The organism is Achromobacter sp. GW823-FHT04E03, from assembly GCF_058796095.1.
Window position 1 is genome coordinate 175,724 of sequence record NZ_JBXAIJ010000004.1, and the last position, 19,625, is coordinate 195,348.

Below are 19,625 nucleotides of genomic sequence, written 5' to 3' on the forward strand. Positions count from 1 at the left end.
CTCAGTTGAGATTTTCCCGATTACCGCTGCCATGATCCAGTCTTTCCCCTGTTGCGGCAGGACGCTGCGCTACGCGCACCTGTCCGCCGCTGCCCGAGCCGCGGGGCGCGACATCCACGCATATCCCTATGTCATCCGCGTGCTGCTTGAGAACCTGCTGCGCCATCGCGCATGGGGCGCCGCCGTGTCCGAGGACGAGATCGGCAGGCTCTGGGATTGGCGCGCGCATGCCGGCGCCGACTTGCCGCTGCATGTCGCGCGGGTGATCCTTCCGGACTCCAGCGGCCTGCCGGTATTGCAGGACCTGGCGGCGCTGCGCGACGCGGTGGCCCAGGCGGGCGGGGACGCGGCGCGGGTGGACACCCGGATTCCGGTGGACCTGATCGTGGACCATTCCCTGCAGGTCGACCATTGGGGCGACGAAGGCGCGGTGCAGCGCAACCTGCGCCGCGAGTTCGAGCGCAACGACGAACGCTACCGGTTCCTGAAATGGGCGCAGCAGGCTTATAAGGGTCTGCGGGTCATCACGCCGGGCATCGGCATCATCCATCAGGTCAACCTGGAGTACCTGGCGCCGGTGGTCATACGCCAGTCACGGCCGGACGGCGACTGGGCCTATCCCGATTTCGTCATCGGCGGCGACTCGCACACGCCGATGGTCAACGCCCTGGGCGTGCTGGGGTGGGGCGTGGGCGGCATCGACGCCGAGGCGGCCCTGCTGGGCCACGCCTACACGTTCCCGATCCCGGAGGTCGTGGGGGTGCGGCTGCGCGGCGCCATCGAGGCGCCCGCGCTCACCACCGACGCCGCCCTGCTGATCACGCAGCAATTGCGCGCGGCGGGCGTGGTGGGCTGCATGGTCGAATTCTTCGGCCCTGCGGCGCAGGCGCTAGGCGTGCCGGAACGCGCCACCATCGCCAACATGGCGCCCGAGTACGGCGCCACTTGCGGCTTTTTCCCGATAGACACCCGCACGCTGGACTATGCCCGCATGACGGGGCGCAGCGACGAGCAACTGGCGCTGATCGAAGCCTATGCCCGCGCCAACAGCCTGTGGCGCGATGCCGGCGACGCGGCGCCCGCATATAGCCGGGTGATAGAGATCGACCTGTCGGCGGCGCGTCCCAGCGTGGCGGGTCCGCGACGGCCGCAAGACCGCATGGACGTGGGCGAGGTCGGGGCGGATTTCCGCCGCCGCCTGGGTCAGTCCCTGACGGAAGGCGGGTTCGGCGTGGACGCCGCCGCGCTGGCCGCGCATCCGCCCAGCCGCGCTTCCTTGGGCCATGGCTCCGTGGCGCTGGCGGCCATCACCTCTTGCACCAATACGTCCAATCCTGGCGTGATGCTGGCCGCGGGCCTGGTCGCGAAAAAGGCGCTGGCGTTGGGGCTGACGCCGCCCGCCTGGGTCAAGCGTTCGCTGGCGCCGGGATCGCGCGCCGTCACGCGCTATTTGGAATCCGCCGGCCTCCTGCAGGCCTTGCAGGCGCAGGGATTTCACGTGATCGGCTATGGCTGCACGACTTGCGGCGGCAAGTCCGGCCCCCTGGACGCCGCGGCGGCAGACGCCATCGCCGAGGGCGGCCTGGTGGCCGCGGCGGTGCTGTCCGGCAACCGCAATTTCGAAGGCCGCATTCACAAGCTGCTGCGCGCCAACTACATCGGCTCTCCGGCCATGGTGGTGCTGTATGCGCTGGCCGGCAGGATAGACCTGGACTTCGAACGCGAACCGCTGGGGCTGGGCTCCGATGGCGCGCCGATCTATCTGCGCGACGTCTGGCCCAGCCAGGAAGAGATCGCGGCCCTGCTGCCGCTCGCCGCGGATCCCGCCTTGTTCGCCGAGGTCTATGACCCGACGAGCCTGGACAGCGCGATCTGGCGCGACCTGCCGGCGCCCTCGGGGCTGCGCTTTCCCTGGGACCCGGAATCGCAATACCTGGTCGAGCCGCCATTCTTCAAGACCGAGCCCGGCCGCGATGCCCTGGCAGACCTGGAAGCCAGCCTGAAGCACGGCCGCGTGCTGGCGGCGTTCGGCGATTCGCTGACGACCGACCACATCTCGCCCAGCGGCGAGATCCCGGCGGATACGCCGGCTGGCGCGTACCTGATCGGCAAGGGCGTGGCGTCGCGCGACTTCAATACCTATGTGGCGCGCCGCTGCAATCACCATGTGATGACCCGCGCCACCTTTGCCAACATCCGCATCAAGAATGCGCTGGTGCCGGATGTGGAGGGCGGGGTGACCCGCCATTTTCCCAGCGGGCAGCGCATGGCGGTGGTCGACGCGGCCGAAGCCTACCGCGCCGAGGGTGTGGCCAGCGTGGTCCTGGGCGGCAAGGACTACGGCATGGGCAGCAGCCGCGACTGGGCCGCCAAGGGTTCGGCGCTGCTGGGCGTGCGCGCCGTGATCGCGGAATCGTTTGAACGCATCCACCGGGCGAATCTGGTGGGCATGGGCGTGTTGCCGCTGGCTTTCGCCCCGGGCGAGGGCTGGCGCCAGTTGGGCCTGACCGGGGCGGAAACCCTGCGTTTCAACAACGTGGCTGACGGTGTGCGCAAGGGCGAGCCCATCACCGTCGTCGCCGAAGACGGCGAGCGCCGCATCGTCTTCCAGGCCTACGCCCAGGTGCTCACTCGCGCCGAACGCAAACTCATGGCAGAGGGCGGCATTCCTGCCAGCGTCCTCAACGGCTTTTTGAACGACACGCAGGCCGCTGACGCGGCCCCTCGCTGAAAACACGCATCTATCGGGAAAACCACATCATGCTGGATCTGCTGCTTACCAATGCCAGACTGTACTTGCCCCAGCAGGGGCTGACCGAAGGCGTACTCGGCGTCATCGACGGTCGCATTGCCATCATCGCCGAGCCAGGCGCGCAGTTCGAGGCCCGCGAGACCATAGATTGCCAAGGGCTTTGGGTATTGCCGGGTCTGATCGATCCGCACGTGCATTTCGGATTCGGCTCGCCCGAGACCGACTTCGAAACCGAGTCGCGCTTCGCTGCCCTCGGCGGCACGACCTCCGTGCTGTCGTTTCATCGCTCGGCGGATATCCGCGAATCCTTCGACAAGGTGCGCGACCGCGCGCTGTCGCAGAGCTGCGTCGATTTCGGCTTCCATTTCGGCATCACCAGCAATCTGCACGTGGAGACGCTGGAGGAAATTTCGCGCCGCTTCAACGTGAATTCCTACAAGCTCTACATGATGTACAAGGGCGCAGCAGGGCTGTCCAAGGGCTTTACCGATATCGACGACGGCCTGCTGTATTCGGCGTTGCGCGCTACCGCCGCGATCCCGGGCGCGATCATGGGCGTGCATTGTGAAAACGTGGAAGTGATTCCCGTCCTGCGGGATCCGCTGCGCGCCGCTGGCCGCGACGACCTGAAGGCCTGGAATGAACAGAGCCCGGACTTCCTGGAAGCGGAGAACGTGCACCGCGTCTGCTACTTCGCATCCAAGACCGGAGCCGCGGTCAACATCGTGCACCTTAGCAGCCGCGAGGCGCTGGACGAGGCGCGGCGCCACCGGCGCACGCCGGACGCGCCGCCGATCTATGTCGAGACCTGCCCGCACTACCTGTTCCTGAACGACGAATCGCCCGCCGGGACTTATGCCAAGGTCAATCCGCCGGTGCGCGGCCAGGCCGACGTGGACGCCATGTGGGAGGGCGTGCTGGATGGTTCCATTACCACCATCGGCACCGACCACGTGCCGCGCAAGCGTGCCACCAAGGACACCGACATCTGGGCAGCCAGCAACGGCTTTCCCGGCACCGGCTTGATGTTGCCGATCCTGCTGCACGAAGGCTATCACCGCCGCGGCGTGCCGCTGGAAACGTTGATGAAAGTCAGCGCGGAGAACTCTGCCCGCATCTACCGCATGCCTGCCAAGGGCAGCATCGAGATCGGCAAGGATGCCGACCTGGTGCTGGTGGATCCGGATCTGGAGCGCACCGTCGATCCCTCCACGCTCGAATCCAATTCCGACTACTCCCCTTACGAGGGCATGACCCTGAAGGGTTGGCCCGTGCGCACCCTGGTGCGCGGGCGCACCGTGGCGCTGGACGGCCGCATTACCGATGCCGCGCGCAGCAATCCCGGCGGCCGCTATCTCAAGCGTCTTTGAACTGAACCTACTCCACTTCTGGCAGGCACTACCATGAGCGAAACCAAGCGAATCTGGGACGACTTTCTGACTGAACGCGACAAGCAGGTGCTGGCGCAGGCCGGCTACGGCAAGCGTGGCGGCTTCGGCAAGCGTCCGGCCCTGTTCATCATCGACGTGCAGTACAACTTCTGCGGCGATACGCCCCAGGACATCCTGGAAGGCCTGAAGCAGTACCGCACCCATTGCGGCCGGGAGGCCTGGGACGCGGTGGCGCATATCGTGCCGCTGCTGGAGCTGGCGCGCGACAAGAACATACCGGTCTTCTATACCGAAAGCGGCCGCCGCGCCGACCTTCTGGACAGCGGCGTGCAAGTGGGCAAGAACCATCGCGGCGGCGAGAAGACCGTGCTGGCCAACACCCATGCCACGCAGACCGTGGAGCCGTTGGCCCCGCGGCCGCAGGACATCCGCATCACCAAGCAGAAGCCGTCCTGCTTCTTCGGCACCATCTTCATGAGCCACCTGAACTTCCTGGACGTGGACACGCTGATCCTGGTGGGTTGCACGTCTTCGGGATGCCTGCGCGCCACCACGGTGGACGCCTATTCGTACAACTTCAAGGTCATCATTCCCGAAGAGGCTGCGTTCGACCGCTTCCAGGCCAGCCATGCGATGAGCCTGTTCGACCTGAACTGCAAGTACGCCGATGTGATCCCGTCGCGCGAAGTGCAGGATTACCTGCGCAACCTGCCCGCGCCGGCCGCGGCGGAACAGGCCTGAGCCGCCCATGTCCGCGACCGCCGCCGGACCGTTGCCGGTCTACCTGCTGACGGGTTTCCTGGGCAGCGGCAAGACCACGCTGCTGTCGCGGCTGGTGCGCGGCCCGCGCTTTGCCGATACGGCGGTGGTTATCAACGAGTTCGGCGAGATCGGCCTGGACCACATGCTGGTGGGCAAGGCCGATGACACCGACGTGGTGCTGCTGGATTCCGGCTGCCTGTGCTGCGCAGCCACCAGTTCGCTGCAGGACACGCTGGAGTCGCTCTATTACCGGCGCCAGCGCGGCGAGATTCCCGCGTTCACGCGCGTGGTGGTGGAGACTTCGGGGCTGGCGGATCCTTGCCCGGTCATCAATACGCTGGCGGCGGATCCGCTCATCGCCCGCCACTACCGCTTCGGCGGCGTGGTGGCGACGGCGGACGCGCTGCATGGCCTGTCGACGCTGGACGCCTACCGCGAAGCCAGTACCCAGATCGCCATCGCCGACCGCATCGCGCTGACCAAGGCCGATCTGGCCGATGAGGCTGCGATAGACACGATGCGCGCTGCGCTGCGCGGCTACAACGCCAGTGCGCCCATTCGCGCGGTGTCGCCGGACACCGTGGACGAAGACGCGCCGGCCTTGTTCGACGGCCTGCGCGCCGGGCATCTGGACGTGGCGGCGCTGACGGCGGTGCCGGCCTCGGGGCCGCTGGCGCATGTGCTGCGCTACGGCATCGTGTCCCACTCCTTTACGCAGAGCCGGCCGGTGGGCTGGGAGGACTATGCGCGCTGGACCCGGCACATGCAGCGCCAGGTCGGAGACCGGCTGTTGCGCGCGAAAGGGCTCTTGCGCTGGACGGACGGGACGCTGCGCGCCGTCCATGGCGTGCGGCATGTCTTTTCTGTGCCCGAGCCCGTCGAGGGAGTGGAAGGCTCGCAGCGGGCGGGCGCCATGGTCCTCATCGTGCAGGACATGTCGGCGGAAGAAGTGGACGAGGCGATTCGGCCGCTGGGATTGTGATGCCGCGCCGCTGGCGCGCTGGCGTTCAGGGGCGCGCGCCGTTGCCCAGGTGCAACGCCACCACTTCCGTATCCGCGCCGGCCAGTCCCGGGTACCGTGTCCTGACCAAAGGATCGTGCCCCGGCACGATGTGGTCGGGCGATTCCGCGAACTTCAGCAGGACCTCGTAGCCCGCCAGCATGTCAGCGACGTTGTCGACGATGGGAAACGGTGCGTCCAGGCCCATGTTGTCGTAGTAGTGGCTGGCGTCCGACGCCAACACCATCCAGCCGCGCGCGGTGTGCACGCGCACCGCCTGCAGTCCGCGGGTATGGCCGCCGATGTGCAGCAGCTGCAGGCCCGGTGCGATTTCGTCGTGGCCATGGTAGAACGCCACGCGTTTGTCGTACACGCCCCGTACCACGTCGACCACGTCTTCCACTGCATAGGCGTGGCGCAGCATGTCGAAGCGCATGTTGCAGCCGCAGGCATAGTGCAGCTCGCTTTCCTGCAGATGCAGGCGGGCCTGCGGCAGCTTGCGGATGTTGCCTGCGTGGTCGTAATGCAGATGTGTGACGATGACATCGCGGATGTCCGCGGGCGCGATACCCAGCTTTTCCAATGCTTCAATCGGGCAGCGCAAGAACTCGCGGCCGCGGGCCCGGGCTGCGGCCTCGTTGAAGCCCGTATCCACCAGGTAGACGCGCTGGCCGTCGCGGATGACCCAGACGAAGTAATCCATCGGCATCGGGCCGTCGTGCGGATCCGGGGGCGTGATGAAGTTCTGGCTACGCTGCCGCGCTACCGTGGCGTAGCGCAGGGCGTAGACCTCGTAGTGGGGCAGTGTCATGCGATGGCTCCGGTTGCGCGCAGGCGGTCCAGTTCGGGGCGCAGATATTCCAGCAGGCGTTGCGGGTTCTCCACCATGGGGAAGTGGCCCAGTTCGGGCATGGCCTGAAACCGCGCGCCGGGAATCAGGGCCGCCACCCGCCTGGAATCCTCCGGGCTGGCCGAGTAGTCGTAGGCGCCGGTCAGCAACGATATGCCGAAGGCGTCGGCGTTCAGGCCCGTCAGATGGCGGGCCGCGTCGAAGTCCTCGCTGTAGAACCAGAGGTCATTGGCGTAGACATTGAAACCGCCTTGCGAATAGATCCAGGCTGCGTCGCGCCGGGCTTGCAGCGTGGCGGCGGGGCCCATCAATCCGCGCACGTAGGCGGGGTTGTGCGCGGCCTGGTTGACCTGAGGATGGCACAGCATCGGGGTGCGGCGTCCGGCCGCTTGGTACGGCGCCTCCAGCGCGACGACGCCTGCCACGTCGGCTGGGCTGCGCGCCGCCACCACCAGCGCCATTGCCGCGCCCATCGAGCAACCCAGCAGGGCCGCCGGTCCACCCGCGACCTGGCGAATCACCGCCAGGCAGGTCTGCAGATAGGCATCGCGCGAGAGGCCCGCCTCGATCCATGCCTGGCCGGGCAGCGGCATGCTGCGCCCGTGTCCGGGCATGTCGAAGGCGATCATGCGCCATTGCCGGCGCAGGCCGGGGTCCGCCATCAACGCGTGGTACTGCCGGGAGTCCGCGCCCGCCGTGTGCAGCATCAGCAGCGCCGGCCCGACCGCCAGTCCGCTGGTTTCATAGTAGATGGAAGTCTGCGCCGCGCCGATATCAATGGTCGCATAGGAGCCGGCAATCGCGCTGCGGTCGAGCAGGTCCGGCGTGGCGTCAAGCTGGCCCCGGAGGATTTCGAAAAGCCGCTCCAGCGGGTGCAGGGCCTGGGCGATGGCCAGCGCATCGCCCGTGACTCGCAGGCCTTGGGCCTGGCGGCGGGCAGCGGTGAAGGAGTGGTAGCCCGGAGGCGGGGTGTCGCTGAGCAGCTTGCGCCAGGTTTCCGGCGGCGCGCTGATGGTGATGCATTGCGACGGTGCGGTGGGTTGGCCGGCCCAGGCGGTTACACGCTCTTGCGCCGCGGCGCCGGCCTGCAGCCAGAGGGCGCAGGGCAGGCCGCGCGCGGCCAGGATGAACTCGCTATCCTGCTGCGCCAGGGCCGCCGCGGCTCTTAGCTTCTGAACGATCGCGTTCACTGTCGGATGTCTCCTGTTGCTGGCGCCTGAGCACGTCGAGCGCGGTGCGTTCGGCGTTGACGATATGGCTTTGTGCGGCGTCTTGCGCGCCTTGCGGATCGCGGGCGTGGATGCGCTCGTAGATCAGGTCGATTTCGGCCATGCTTTCCGGCAGGCGTTCGGGGCGCGCGAACGAGGTGGCGCGCAGCAGATTGATGCGGGATAGCAGGCCGGGCAGCATGTCCTTGACCAGATCGTTGTCGCAGCCGCCCAGCAGCACGTCGTAGAAATCGCGCTTTGCCGCCAGCAGCGCCGACTTGTTGCTGCCCTTGGCCTGGCGGTGCAGGGCATCCACGGCCTTGCGCAGGCGCTCGACATCGGCGTCGCTCGCCAGGCGCGCGAACTCATGCGCGGCATAGCCTTCCAGCAGGGCGCGCAGGGCGTAGAGATCGCGGGCGGCCTTTTCGGTGATGCGCATCACGGTAGGACCGCGGTGCGGCTCGATCGTGATCAGGCGTTCGGCTTCCAGCGTGCGCAGCGCTTCGCGCAGGGTGCTGCGGCTGATCCCGAGTTGCTCGCACAGTTCCTGCTCGCGCAGGCGTTCCCCGCCCTTGATCCGTCCGTCCGTGATGGACGCGCGCAGGAATTCCTCCACGCGGGTGCGCAGGGTGCCGGGTTTTTCGAATACCGCGCCGGTCGGGCTGGCCATGGCTGTCTCTCGCTTATGCTGGCGGCGAATCCGTCCGTTGGCGCAGGCTCATGGCCGCGCCGCGGCGAACCGCCGTGTCTACGTAAAGACGCAATATATCCCGTCGGCGCGCCATGGCTACAGTCCGAGGTAGGCCGCCCGCACGCGGCTGTCCTGCAGCAGCGTGCCACTGGGGCCCGACAGCACCAGGGAGCCGGATTGCAGCACGTAGGCGTATTCCGCCACCGACAGCGCCAGACGTGTGTTCTGCTCCACCAGCAGGATGGTCAGGCCGCTGCGGTGGATGTCGATCATGACCTGGTGCATCTCCTCGACGATCTTGGGCGCCAGGCCGTGGCTGGGTTCGTCCAGCAACAGCAGTCGCGGTTCCAGCATCAGCGCGCGGCCGAATGCCACCATCTGTTGTTCGCCGCCGGAAAGCGTACCGGCCTGCTGGCGGCGCCGTTCCAGCAAGCGGGGAAACAGCGCGTAGATGCGGTCGCAGCCGCGCTTGACTGCGGCCATATCCCCGCGTCGGGTGTACGCGCCCAGGTAGAGGTTTTCCTCGACCGTCATTTCCGGAAAGACATGGCGGCCTTCCGGAACGTGGGCGATGCCCAGTTCAGGGATGCGGTGCGGGGGCAGGCGCAGGATCTCTTCCCCGTCGAACCGGATGCTGCCCCCAACCTTGTCCAGAAGGCCGGATATGCAGCGCAGCAGCGTGCTCTTGCCCGCTGTATTGGCGCCGACCACGGCAATGAAACCGCCTTCGGGCACATCCAGCGACACGTCGTGCAGCACCGGGCTGCGGTTGTATGCGGCGGTCAGTCCCTCGATATGCAGGAGGCTCATGCCAGTTCCTCCACCTGTTCCAGCGACTTGCCGAGATAGACCTCGATTACCGTGGGATCGGCCGCGATCTCCGCCGGGCTGCCTTCTGCGATCTTCTGGCCGAACGACAGCACCAGGATGCGATTGCACAGGCGCATGATGGCGCGCATGTGGTGTTCCACCACGATGAAGGTGATGCCCGAGTCGTCGCGCAGGGCACGGATCAGATCCAGCAGCGCGTCCATTTCGGATTCGTTCAGCGCCGCCATCACCTCATCCAGCAGCAAGACCTTGGGATCGGTGCACAGCGCGCGGGCCAGCTCCACCCGCGCCTGTTCGGGAAACGAGAGCTCGCCGGCCGGCTTGCGCGCGATGCCGGCCAGGCCGACGCGCTCGAGGTTGCCCAGCGCCAGCTGGCGCGCGCGGCTTACGTCATGGCGCAGCAGTCCGCCGACCAGCACATTGTCCAGCACCGTCATTTCAGGAAACAGCGCCACGTTCTGGAAGGTCTTGGTCATGCCGAGCGCGGCGATCTGGTGGGGCCGCAGGCCGCTGATGTCGCGGCCCTCCAGTTCGATGCGTCCGCCGTTGCCGCGGTACAACCCGACCAGCAGGTTGAATAGAGTGGTCTTGCCCGCGCCATTGGGGCCGATGAGGCCCAGGATATCGCCGCGCGCCACGTTGAACGACACGTCGTCCACGGCTTTCAGGCCGCCAAAGCGGCGCTGGATGCGGGAAACGTTCAGGATGTCAGGCATGCTGGCCTCGTGTCAGGTTGCGCAGCCGGGTCCACAACGCCGACAGGCCACGCGGCTCGATCAGGATGATGGCGATGAGGATCAGCCCGAAAGCCAGCTGCGACGCGCCCGCCGTATGGCCGGACAGCCAGTCGTTGAACAGTTCCTCCAGCGGGATGATGACTAGCGCGCCGATCAGCGGCCCGGCCACGGTGCCCACGCCGCCGATGATGCAGATCAGCGCCACGCGCACCGAAACGCCGACCAGCGAGAAGACGGTGTCCGGGTCGAAGAAGTAGATGAACTGCGCGTACAGCGTGCCGCAGGCGCCCATCAATGCGGCCGAGATGACGGCGGCGAGAATGCGGGTGCGGGCGGTGTTCACGCCGATCACCTCGGCGGCCTGGGGATTGGCCTTGACCGCGCGCAGCCGGTAGCCCAGGCGCGAACGGCTGATCAGCGCGAACACCGCCGAGGTGATCACCGCGGCCCCCAGCATCAGGTAGTAGTAGGGGATGCTGGACTTGAACTGCATCTGCGCCAAGCCTTCCGAGAACGGGATCGACACGCCCACCGGTCCGCCGGTCACAGAGGCCCAGGTGTTGGCGATGGCGCGCAGCACTTCGCCAAAGGCCAGCGTGGCCAGTGCGAAGTAGTGCCCGCGCAGGCGCATGGTAGGCAGGCTGAGCAGGGCGCCCGCAGCCGCGGCCACCGCCATGGCTGCGACAATGCCCAGCCAGGGCGAAATGCCGTAGCGCATGAGCAGCAGGGTCGAGGTGTAGGCACCCAGCCCGAAGAACGCCGCGTGTCCGAGGGAGATCTGGTTCGCCAGCCCTCCCACGATGTTCCAGGACTGGCCCATGGCGGCAAACAGCAGCACCAGCGTCATGACGCGGATGCCGTAGCCCTGATCCTGCATCAGCCATGGCGCGATCAGGGCCGCCGCCAGCGGCAGCGCCCACAGCAGGAGTTGTCGGTTGCTAGTCATCAGCCCGCCCTTTTCAAAAGACCTTCCGGGCGCACGGCCAGCACCAGGATGAAGATGGCGAACAGCGCCAGGTTCTGCAACTGCATGGGCAGCACGAGCGAAGACAGCGACTGGATCACCCCGACCGCCACGCCGCCCACCACCGCGCCTATCACGCTGCCCAGTCCGCCCAGTACCACCGCGGTAAACATCAGCACGCTGAACTGCGCGCCGACCGTGGTCGAGGCCGTGAGGTAGGGCAGGATGATGCCGCCGCCCAGCGCCGTCATGCCCACGCCCAGGCCGAACGCCAGCTGGTGCACCCGGTGGGTCGAAATGCCGGACAGCCTGGCGGCCATGGGGTCCTGAGCGGTAGCGCGCACCGCCATGCCCCACCAGGTTTTCTTGAGCACCCACCACAGCGCCAGACCCGCCACCGAGGCCACCACGAATGCCAGCAGGTAGGGCGCACTGAGGAGGATGGGCCCCACGGCCAGCGCAGTCATCTGGTAGGGCGTCTGCACCGAGCGGAACTCGGAGCCGAACAGGATCAGCGCCAGGTTCTCCATGACGATGAGCAGGCCCACCGTCAGGAAGATCTGCGCCACGGCTGGCGCCTTCAGCACCCGGTCGATCAGGTACTTCTGCGTCAGCACGCCGAGCACGAATGCCACCGCGAACGACAGCAGCGACCCCAGCAACGGATCCAGTCCGAGCAGCTTCCAGGCGAAGTACGCCACGAACATGCCCACCATCAGGAATTCGGCCTGGGCGAAGTTGACGATGGAGACGACTCCGAAGACGAGCGTGAGCCCGATGGAGATCACCGCGTAGACCCCGCCCAGCAGAATGCCGTCCACCAGCGCCTGGAGGAATTGCATGACTGTTCTCCGCGCGGACTCAGGCAGCCGCGATGACGCGGCCCTTGGCCAATGCCTGCGGCCAGACCGAGACCAGTTCGCCCTTTTGCCACTGGACCATGATGGGCTGCGCCATGGTGTTCAGGCCATTGGCGTCGAAATGCACGCCGCCGCCGGACATCACGCCTGCCCAACCCTGGTCGTACTTTTTCGCGCGCAGGGCCTGGCTTACGGCTTCCGGCTTGTCGGAGGCGGCGACTTCCAGCGCTTGCGCCAGCACGCCCGCGCAGACGGCATGCTCCAGCGCCTCGTGCGGCATGAAGGTGCCGAAGCGCTTGCGGTAGCGTTCGGTGTATTCGGGCGCCTGGTCGTAGTTGGCCGGAGCGATCGAGAGCACCGCTTCGGAATACTGGCCCAATGCCTTGGCGAAGTCGGGGATCACGTACCCCGCCGCGCCTCCCACGATGGGCACGGTCAGGCGTTGCTGCCGCATGACGCGGATGATCAGGAGGCTGTCGTTCAGGTAGGAGATAGGGAAAACGATCTGGGCATCGGACCCGCGCAACTTGCTGATTAGCGGCGTGACGTCGGTGATGCCCAGCGGATAGGCTTCGTCCAGCACGATCTGAGTGCCGGCGGCCTTGGCTGCATTGCGCACGCCGACCGCCTGCGAGGTGCCATAGGCCGTATCTTCGTAGAGCAACGCGATCTTCTTGATGTCCGAGGCGCCCGCCACGACCGATGCCGCGTAGTCGTATTGCGCGCGGCCCAGCACCGAGCCCTTGGAGACCACCTGGAAGATGTGCTTGAAGCCGCGCTCCGTGAGCACATCGGAGAACGACATCGTGAGCAGGGGGATGCCGCGGCGCTCGGTCACTTCCGACACGGCCAGCGTCAGCGACGAGGCGTAGGCGCCGATGATGGCCACGCAGCGGTTCTGCGTGATCAGGCGCTGCGCCACGGTGGCTGCGGTGGTGGGCTGGGAAGTGGCGTCGGCGACGATGAGTTTGAGCTTGGCGCCGCCCATGGCCTTGATGCCGCCGGCCGCGTTGATTTCATCGGCGGCCAGTTCCAGCCCTTGCCGCGAGTTGATGCCGAACTGCGCGTTGGCGCCTGACAGCGGCAGGATCACGCCTACGTTGACTTCCGACGGCGCTGCCAGCGCACGGCCGGGCAGGCTGGCGGCCAGTGCGGCGGCGCCCAGTCCAGCGACGAATTCCCTGCGCCCGCGGCGCATGGCCTGTTGGGGTCTTGTCATGTCTGTCTCCTGGCTTTTTTGGGTGTGGCGCAAGGCTGCCGGCCCGGCGCTCTGCGGCACATTATTGTGCTCAAATTTTAAGCAGTCAAGAAGATTGTCAGACAATCAGACTATTGACGATTGCGGGAAAATTGCCGGACAATCAGACAAAACAGTGGGCGTAGATCCCCTGCAAAGCCCGTCACCCCATCACAAAGAGGAACTCATGGCAGACATCAAATCCGAAACCCAGGCCCTGTTCGACCAAGGCCTGAACCTGCGCCGCGAAGTGCTGGGCACGGAATACGTGGACGGCTCCATCGCCCGCGCCAACGAATTCATGATGGCCTTCCAGCACATCACCACCGAATGGTGCTGGGGCTATACCTGGGGCCGTCCCGGTCTGGAAAAGAAGACCCGCAGCATGCTCAACCTGGCCATGCTGACCGCGCTGAACCGCCCGGCCGAGATCAAGCTGCACGTCAAGGGCGCGCTGAACAACGGCGTGACGGTCGAGGAGATCAAGGAAATCCTGCTCCAGGCCACGGTCTACTGCGGAATCCCGGCGGGGCTGGACGCGTTCAAGGTCGCCAACCAGGTGCTGGAAGAAGAGGGCGCTTTCAAGGAGTCCAAGGCATGAACGCCCCGCAAGAGCGGGTGGGCCTGATCGGCATCGGCAGCATGGGTTGGCCCATGGCGGCCCGCCTGGTGCAGGCCGGCTTTGCGGTCACGGTGTTCGACGCCGTGCCCGGCCAGGCCGCCAAGTTCGCCCAGGAAGTAGGCGGCCAGGCCGCAGCCACCTGCGCCGAATTGGCCGCGCAGTCCGACATCATCTTCACCATGCTGCCCACCAGCGCGATCGTCGAGCAGGTGCTGAACGGCGAACAGGGCGTGCTGGCGGGTTTGCACCAGGGTAGCGTGGTCGTGGACATGAGTTCCGGCGTGCCGGCGCATACCCAGCGCCTGGCGCAGGCCGTGGCCGCCGCTGGCGGCGTCATGGTCGACGCGCCTGTCTCCGGCGGCGTGCCGCGCGCCCGCACGGGCGAACTGGCCATCATGTACGGCGGACCCGCGGCGACGCTGGAGCGGGTGCGTCCGACCCTGTCCAGCATGGGCACGACGATCACGCCCGTGGGTGAGGTGGGCAGCGCCCATGCCATGAAGGCGTTGAACAACCTGGTGTCGGCAGGCGGCTTCCTGATCGGCGTCGAGGCCATGCTGATCGGCCAGCAATTCGGCCTCGATCCGAACGTTATCGTCGACGTACTCAACGCGTCGACCGGCATGAACAATTCCACCCAGAAGAAGTTCAAGCAGTTCGTGCTGTCGCGCCAGTTCAATTCGGGCTTCGGCCTGGACCTGATGGTCAAGGACCTGGGCATTGCGCTAGGCATCGCGACCGACACCGGCACGCCCACGCCGTTTGCCTCGCTGTGCCGCGAACTTTGGGCCTCGGCCGGCAAGACGCTGGGCAAGGGCCAGGACCACACCGCCGTCGCCCGCCTGTCCGAGCAACTGGCCGGCGTGGAGCTGGGCGCCAGGCAGCAAGACTGAAACCGTTGCGGCCGGGTTGGCGTCCGGCCGCGTCCTATCGCTCAGTGTTTACCCTGGCACTGTGCTTTACGGCAAATTTGTATGATGACATTATGACTTCACTCCTGGAAGGCAACGTCGTCATGCCCTTGGCATCCACATTACGCATGCTCGCCCCTTGTCCGGCCGGCGGGCGTCCATGACCGAAGAATCCCGCATCCGCGAAGAGATCTGCGCCGTAGGCGCCAGCCTCTACAACCGTGGCTATACCGTGGGCGCCGCCGGCAACATCAGCGCGCGCCTGGACGATGGCTGGCTGATCACGCCGACCGATGCCTGCCTGGGCAGGCTGGATCCCGTCCAACTGTCCAAGGTCGATGCGGCGGGCAGGCATGTTTCGGGCGGCAAGCCGTCCAAGACGCTGGAGCTGCATCGCGGCATCTACCAGGCCAGTCCCGGCGCTCGCGGCATCGTGCATACGCATTCCACGCATCTGGTGGCGCTGACGCTCGCGGGCGTATGGCGGCTCGATGAAGTGCTGCCGCCGATCACGCCCTATCAGGTCATGAAGGTCGGCAGGATTCCGCTGATCCTCTATCGCCGCCCCGGCGACCCGCAGGCCGCAGCCGAGGTCGCGGCCGTGGCCGGCGAGGTGCGCGGGGCGCTATTCGAGCGCCTGGGGCCGGTGATGTGGGAGCGTTCCGTGGCGCATGCGGCTTACGCGCTGGAAGAACTGGAAGAAACCGCCCGCCTGTGGCTGATGAGCGATCCCCGGCCGGCGCCATTGAGCGCGGCGGCGATCGACGAACTGCGCGACGTGTTCGGCGCGCGCTATTGAATCAAGGAATCGCGATGCCGCGCCTGGCCGCCAATCTCAGCATGATGTACACCGAGCATCCTTTCCTGGACCGGTTTGCCGCGGCCGCGGGGGACGGATTCGCGGGAGTGGAGTTCCTGTTTCCCTACGAGTACCCGGCCGCCGAACTCAAGGCGCGGCTGCAAGCGCAAGGGTTGACCCAGGCGCTGTTCAACGCGCCGCCCGGCGATTGGGCCGCGGGCGAGCGCGGCACAGCCTCGCTGCCAGGCCGTGAAAGCGAGTTTCGGCGCGGAGTCGACCAAGCCTTGGAATATGCCGCTGCGCTGGGCAACCGCAAGCTGCATCTGATGGCTGGGCTGATACAGCCCGGACAGGACCGCGCGGCGCATCGCGCGGTCTATCTGGAGAACCTTGCGTGGGCCGCGCGCGCCGCGGCGTCCGCCGACGTGACGGTGGTGATCGAGCCGATCAACACGCGCGACATTCCGGGATTCTTTCTCAACCGCCAGGACGAGGCCCAAGCCGTCTGTGCCGAAGTCGGCGCAGACAATCTGAAAGTCCAGTTCGACATCTACCACTGCCAGATCGTGGAAGGCGATATCGCGGTCAAGCTCAAGCGCGACATGGCGGGCATCGGCCACATCCAGATCGCGGGGGTGCCCGACCGCCACGAGCCGGACCTGGGAGAGCTGAACTATCCATATCTGTTCGAACAGATCGATGCGTTGGGTTATGCCGGCTGGATCGGTTGCGAATACCGGCCCCGGGCCGGCACCTCCGCCGGGCTGGGCTGGGCCCGGCCCTATCTGACACACACGGGGCATACCGCGATATGAAGATACTCATCACCGGCGGCGCCGGATTCCTGGGGCAGCGCCTGGCCCGCAAGCTGCTGGAGCGCGGCACGCTGGCATTGGATGGCGGCAAGCCCGAAGCCATCACGCGGATCGACCTGCTGGATGTGGTGCAGGCGCAGGGGCCGGATGATCCGCGCATCCATGCGCAGCTTGGCGATATCGCCGACCCCGCGATGCTGCGGCAGGCCATTGACACGCAAACCCGCGCCATCTTCCATCTGGCCGCCATCGTCAGCGGGCAGGCGGAGGCGGACTTCGACCTGGGGATGCGCATCAACCTGGACGCGTCGCGCGCGCTGCTCGAAACCTGCCGCGCGCTGGGCCACAAGCCGCGGGTAATCTTCACCAGTTCGGTCGCGGTGTACGGCGGCGCGCTGCCCGACACCGTGCGCGACGATACCGCGCTCAATCCCCAATCGTCCTACGGCACGCAGAAGGCCATTGCCGAACTGCTGCTGGCGGACTACACGCGGCGCGGCTACGTGGACGGGCGCGTGCTGCGCCTGCCCACCATCAGCGTGCGTCCGGGGCGGCCCAATGCGGCGGCGTCGTCGTTTGCCAGCGGCATCATCCGCGAACCTTTGAACGGCTTGGAGGCCGCCTGCCCGGTCAGCGCCGACACGCGCCTGTGGCTGCTGTCGCCGCGCGGCGCGATACAGGCCCTGATCGCCGGCTGCGAGCTCGAGACGGCCGCCGTCGCGGACCGCGCTCCCATCAATTTGCCTGGCGTGTCGGTCACGGCAAGCGAAATGGTGCAAGCGCTGCGAGAGGTCGCGGGCGAGGAGGTCGCCGGCCGTGTCGGCTGGAAGCCTGACGAGCGCGTCGAGCGCATCGTGGGCAGCTGGCCTGGACGCTGGGACACCGCTCGGGCCGAGCGCCTGGGCCTGCGCGGCGACGCTGACTTCGCGGACATCATCCGCGCCTACATGGCCGACGACCTGCCGCGCTGAGCGCCGGCAGCTCTCCATTCCTACCGTAGCCGGGCCGCCAACGATATGAGCAATCCTCAAACCCCATCCCGCCGAGTCGGCGTCATCGGCCTGGGCGCCATGGGCGCGGGCATCGCGCAAAGCCTGCGCCGGGCGGGCCACGACGTGCACGTGTACGACATCCGCAAGGAAGCTTGCGCGGCATTCGCGGTGCAGGGCGGCGTGGCCTGCGCCACCCTGGCCGACATGGCGGCCGCCTGCGACATCGTCATCAGCGTGGTCGTCAACGCCCAGCAGACCGAGGAGGTGCTGTACGGGGAAGGCGGCCTTGCCGCCGCACTGCGCCCGGGGGCGGTGTTCGTGATGTGTTCCACCGTGGATCCCAATTGGTCCATCGCGCTGGAGGCGCGGCTCGAAGCGCAGGGCATCCTGTACCTGGACGCGCCCATCTCGGGCGGCGCCGCGCGCGCGGCTTCGGGCGAGATGACGATGATGACCGCCGGGCGCGCGGCGGCCTATGACGCCTGCGGCGCGGTGCTGGAATCCATGGCCGGCAAGGTCTACCGCCTGGGCGACCGCGCCGGCGCGGGCAGCAAGGTCAAGATCATCAACCAGCTGCTGGCGGGCGTGCACATCGCAGCGGCGGCCGAGGCCATGGCGCTGGGACTGTGCGAAGGCGTGGACGCGGACGCCCTGTATGAAGTGATCACGCATAGCGCGGGCAATAGCTGGATGTTCGAGAACCGCATGGCCCATGTGCTGGCCGGCGACTACACGCCGCTCTCCGCGGTCGACATCTTCGTCAAGGACCTGGGGCTGGTGCTGGACACCGCCCGGCATACCCGCTTTCCCTTGCCGCTGGCCTCCACCGCGCATCAGATGTTCATGCAGGCCTCCAGCGCCGGCCACGGCCGCGAGGACGACAGCGCGGTGATCAAGATATTCCCGGGCATCGCCCTGCCGGAGGCCAAATGAGCATCAAACTGGGCTGCATCGCCGATGACTTCACCGGCGCCACCGATCTGGCCAATAATCTCGTGCGCGCGGGCATGCGCACCGTGCAGACCATAGGCATACCGGGCGAACCCCTGCGCGGCGCGGCGGATGCGGTGGTGGTGGCGCTCAAGACCCGCACGCTGCCCGCGGCCGAGGCGGTGGCGCAGTCCTTGGCGGCGCTGGAGTGGCTGCTGGCGCAGGGCGCGGAACAGATCTACTTCAAGTATTGCTCCACTTTCGACAGCACGCCCGAGGGCAACATCGGGCCGGTCGCCGATGCGCTGATGACGCGGCTGGACACGGATTTCACCATCGCCACGCCGGCCTTTCCGGACAACAAGCGCACGGTGTTCAAAGGCTATCTGTTCGCAGGGGATGTGCTGCTGAACGAATCGGGCATGCAGCACCATCCGCTGACGCCCATGACCGACCCGAATCTGGTGCGCGTTCTGTCCGCGCAGACTTCCCGCCGAGTCGGGTTGATCGACTACAGCGTCGTGGCGCGCGGTAGCGAGGCCATCCGCGCCCGCATTCAAGAGTTGCAGGCGCAGGGTGTGGGGATCGCCATCGTGGACGCCGTGTCCAATGACGACCTGCTGGCCTTGGGCCCCGCGCTTGCCGGCATGCCGCTGGTGACGGCGGGGTCGGGCGTGGCGATCGGACTGCCCGGCAACTGGGGACTGGCGGCGGCGTCCGCGGACGCCCGGCAACCGCGCCAGCGCGGCTTGCAGGCGGTGGTGGCGGGCAGTTGCTCGGCGGCAACCAATGGCCAGGTGGCTGCATTCATTGAAAGCGGCCGGCCGGCGTTGGCGCTGGATCCGCGGCGGCTGGCTGCGGGTCACGACGTCGTGGGCGAGGCGCTGGCTTGGGCCGATGCGCGCATGCACGATGGCCCCGTGCTGATCTACTCCACCGCGCAGCCCGCGCAGGTGAGGCAGGCGCAGAGCGAACTTGGCGCTGCGCGCGCGGGCGCCATGATCGAGGACGCCATCGCGCGCATCGCGGCGGGTCTGGTCGAACGCGGCGTGCGGCAACTGATCGTGGCGGGCGGCGAGACCTCGGGGGCGGTGGTGCAGGCGTTGGGACTGCAGCAGATCGCCATCGGTGAGCAGATCGATCCCGGCGTTCCCTGGTGCTCCGGTCATGCGCCCGCGGCACAAGGCGACATCAGCATCGCGCTGAAATCAGGCAACTTCGGCACGCGGGATTTCTTCATCAAGGCATTCGGCTAGGCGCCGGCCGCAGCGCA

At 67.1% G+C, this 19,625-nt stretch carries 19 protein-coding genes; 11 read left to right on the plus strand and 8 right to left on the minus strand.

All coding sequences use genetic code 11. The annotated features are described in order from the left end of the window. Positions 1–31: 31 nt before the first annotated feature. Genes acnA through AC1RHV_RS25950 form a run of 4 tightly spaced genes read left to right on the plus strand, consistent with a single transcriptional unit; the run spans position 32 to position 5,887 of the window. A complete protein-coding gene (acnA, locus tag AC1RHV_RS25935; RefSeq protein WP_492302246.1) occupies positions 32–2,731 on the plus strand; it encodes an aconitate hydratase AcnA in 2,700 nt (899 codons plus the stop codon). A gap of 29 nt (positions 2,732–2,760) precedes the next feature. Continuing rightward, the gene (locus tag AC1RHV_RS25940; protein ID WP_125470497.1) at positions 2,761–4,122 is read left to right on the plus strand and encodes a dihydroorotase; all 1,362 of its coding nucleotides are present in this window, start codon (positions 2,761–2,763) and stop codon (positions 4,120–4,122) included. Positions 4,123–4,155: 33 nt separating this feature from the next. After that, positions 4,156–4,884: an isochorismatase family protein gene (locus AC1RHV_RS25945; protein ID WP_054457667.1), complete on the plus strand. Its 729-nt coding sequence runs from the start codon at positions 4,156–4,158 to the stop codon at positions 4,882–4,884. Positions 4,885–4,891: 7 nt separating this feature from the next. Then, positions 4,892–5,887 (plus strand): CobW family GTP-binding protein, encoded by a 996-nt coding sequence (locus AC1RHV_RS25950; protein WP_119450234.1) that lies wholly within the window; start codon positions 4,892–4,894, stop codon positions 5,885–5,887. Positions 5,888–5,912: 25 nt separating this feature from the next. On the opposite strand, the gene AC1RHV_RS25955 is transcribed toward AC1RHV_RS25950, so the two are convergent. The 8 genes from AC1RHV_RS25955 to AC1RHV_RS25990 all read right to left on the minus strand — a co-directional run bounded on the left by AC1RHV_RS25955 (position 5,913) and on the right by AC1RHV_RS25990 (position 13,265). Next, complete coding sequence (locus tag AC1RHV_RS25955; RefSeq protein ID WP_119450235.1) at positions 5,913–6,716, minus strand: N-acyl homoserine lactonase family protein; 804 nt, start codon at positions 6,714–6,716, stop codon at positions 5,913–5,915. Continuing rightward, positions 6,713–7,945 carry an alpha/beta fold hydrolase gene (locus AC1RHV_RS25960; RefSeq protein ID WP_492302247.1) on the minus strand — a complete coding sequence of 411 codons (1,233 nt, stop codon included), beginning with the start codon at positions 7,943–7,945 and terminating at the stop codon, positions 6,713–6,715. Before AC1RHV_RS25960 ends, AC1RHV_RS25955 begins: the two co-directional genes overlap by 4 nt. Then, the gene (locus tag AC1RHV_RS25965) at positions 7,890–8,633 is read right to left on the minus strand and encodes a GntR family transcriptional regulator (RefSeq protein WP_119450237.1); all 744 of its coding nucleotides are present in this window, start codon (positions 8,631–8,633) and stop codon (positions 7,890–7,892) included. The genes AC1RHV_RS25960 and AC1RHV_RS25965 overlap by 56 nt, the downstream gene beginning before the upstream one ends. A 117-nt stretch (positions 8,634–8,750) precedes the next feature. Continuing rightward, positions 8,751–9,464 (minus strand): ABC transporter ATP-binding protein, encoded by a 714-nt coding sequence (locus AC1RHV_RS25970; protein WP_492302248.1) that lies wholly within the window; start codon positions 9,462–9,464, stop codon positions 8,751–8,753. Beyond that, positions 9,461–10,201, minus strand: coding sequence for an ABC transporter ATP-binding protein (locus AC1RHV_RS25975; RefSeq protein WP_119450239.1), 741 nt, complete (start codon positions 10,199–10,201; stop codon positions 9,461–9,463). Before AC1RHV_RS25975 ends, AC1RHV_RS25970 begins: the two co-directional genes overlap by 4 nt. After that, positions 10,194–11,168 carry a branched-chain amino acid ABC transporter permease gene (locus tag AC1RHV_RS25980; RefSeq protein WP_119450240.1) on the minus strand — a complete coding sequence of 325 codons (975 nt, stop codon included), beginning with the start codon at positions 11,166–11,168 and terminating at the stop codon, positions 10,194–10,196. Before AC1RHV_RS25980 ends, AC1RHV_RS25975 begins: the two co-directional genes overlap by 8 nt. After that, positions 11,168–12,028 carry a branched-chain amino acid ABC transporter permease gene (locus AC1RHV_RS25985; protein ID WP_119450241.1) on the minus strand — a complete coding sequence of 287 codons (861 nt, stop codon included), beginning with the start codon at positions 12,026–12,028 and terminating at the stop codon, positions 11,168–11,170. The genes AC1RHV_RS25980 and AC1RHV_RS25985 overlap by 1 nt, the downstream gene beginning before the upstream one ends. A gap of 19 nt (positions 12,029–12,047) precedes the next feature. Continuing rightward, positions 12,048–13,265 carry an ABC transporter substrate-binding protein gene (locus AC1RHV_RS25990; protein WP_119450242.1) on the minus strand — a complete coding sequence of 406 codons (1,218 nt, stop codon included), beginning with the start codon at positions 13,263–13,265 and terminating at the stop codon, positions 12,048–12,050. A 205-nt stretch (positions 13,266–13,470) separates the two neighbouring features. Between AC1RHV_RS25990 and AC1RHV_RS25995 the strand changes: the two genes are divergently transcribed. From AC1RHV_RS25995 to otnK, 7 genes are all read left to right on the plus strand, one after another. Beyond that, positions 13,471–13,884, plus strand: a complete 414-nt coding sequence (locus AC1RHV_RS25995; protein ID WP_054457663.1) for a carboxymuconolactone decarboxylase family protein — start codon at positions 13,471–13,473, stop codon at positions 13,882–13,884. Continuing rightward, a complete protein-coding gene (locus AC1RHV_RS26000) occupies positions 13,881–14,798 on the plus strand; it encodes an NAD(P)-dependent oxidoreductase (protein WP_492302249.1) in 918 nt (305 codons plus the stop codon). Before AC1RHV_RS25995 ends, AC1RHV_RS26000 begins: the two co-directional genes overlap by 4 nt. A gap of 178 nt (positions 14,799–14,976) precedes the next feature. Continuing rightward, the gene (gene otnC, locus AC1RHV_RS26005; RefSeq protein ID WP_054457661.1) at positions 14,977–15,615 is read left to right on the plus strand and encodes a 3-oxo-tetronate 4-phosphate decarboxylase; all 639 of its coding nucleotides are present in this window, start codon (positions 14,977–14,979) and stop codon (positions 15,613–15,615) included. Between the two features lie 14 nt (positions 15,616–15,629). Next, positions 15,630–16,430, plus strand: a complete 801-nt coding sequence (gene otnI, locus AC1RHV_RS26010) for a 2-oxo-tetronate isomerase (protein ID WP_119450245.1) — start codon at positions 15,630–15,632, stop codon at positions 16,428–16,430. Next, the gene (gene denD, locus AC1RHV_RS26015) at positions 16,427–17,401 is read left to right on the plus strand and encodes a D-erythronate dehydrogenase (protein WP_054457659.1); all 975 of its coding nucleotides are present in this window, start codon (positions 16,427–16,429) and stop codon (positions 17,399–17,401) included. The genes otnI and denD overlap by 4 nt, the downstream gene beginning before the upstream one ends. A gap of 45 nt (positions 17,402–17,446) precedes the next feature. Next, positions 17,447–18,355 (plus strand): L-threonate dehydrogenase, encoded by a 909-nt coding sequence (ltnD, locus tag AC1RHV_RS26020; RefSeq protein ID WP_492302250.1) that lies wholly within the window; start codon positions 17,447–17,449, stop codon positions 18,353–18,355. Beyond that, on the plus strand, positions 18,352–19,608 hold the full coding sequence (otnK, locus tag AC1RHV_RS26025; RefSeq protein ID WP_192353075.1) for a 3-oxo-tetronate kinase: 1,257 nt from the start codon (positions 18,352–18,354) through the stop codon (positions 19,606–19,608). Before ltnD ends, otnK begins: the two co-directional genes overlap by 4 nt. Positions 19,609–19,625: the final 17 nt, after the last annotated feature.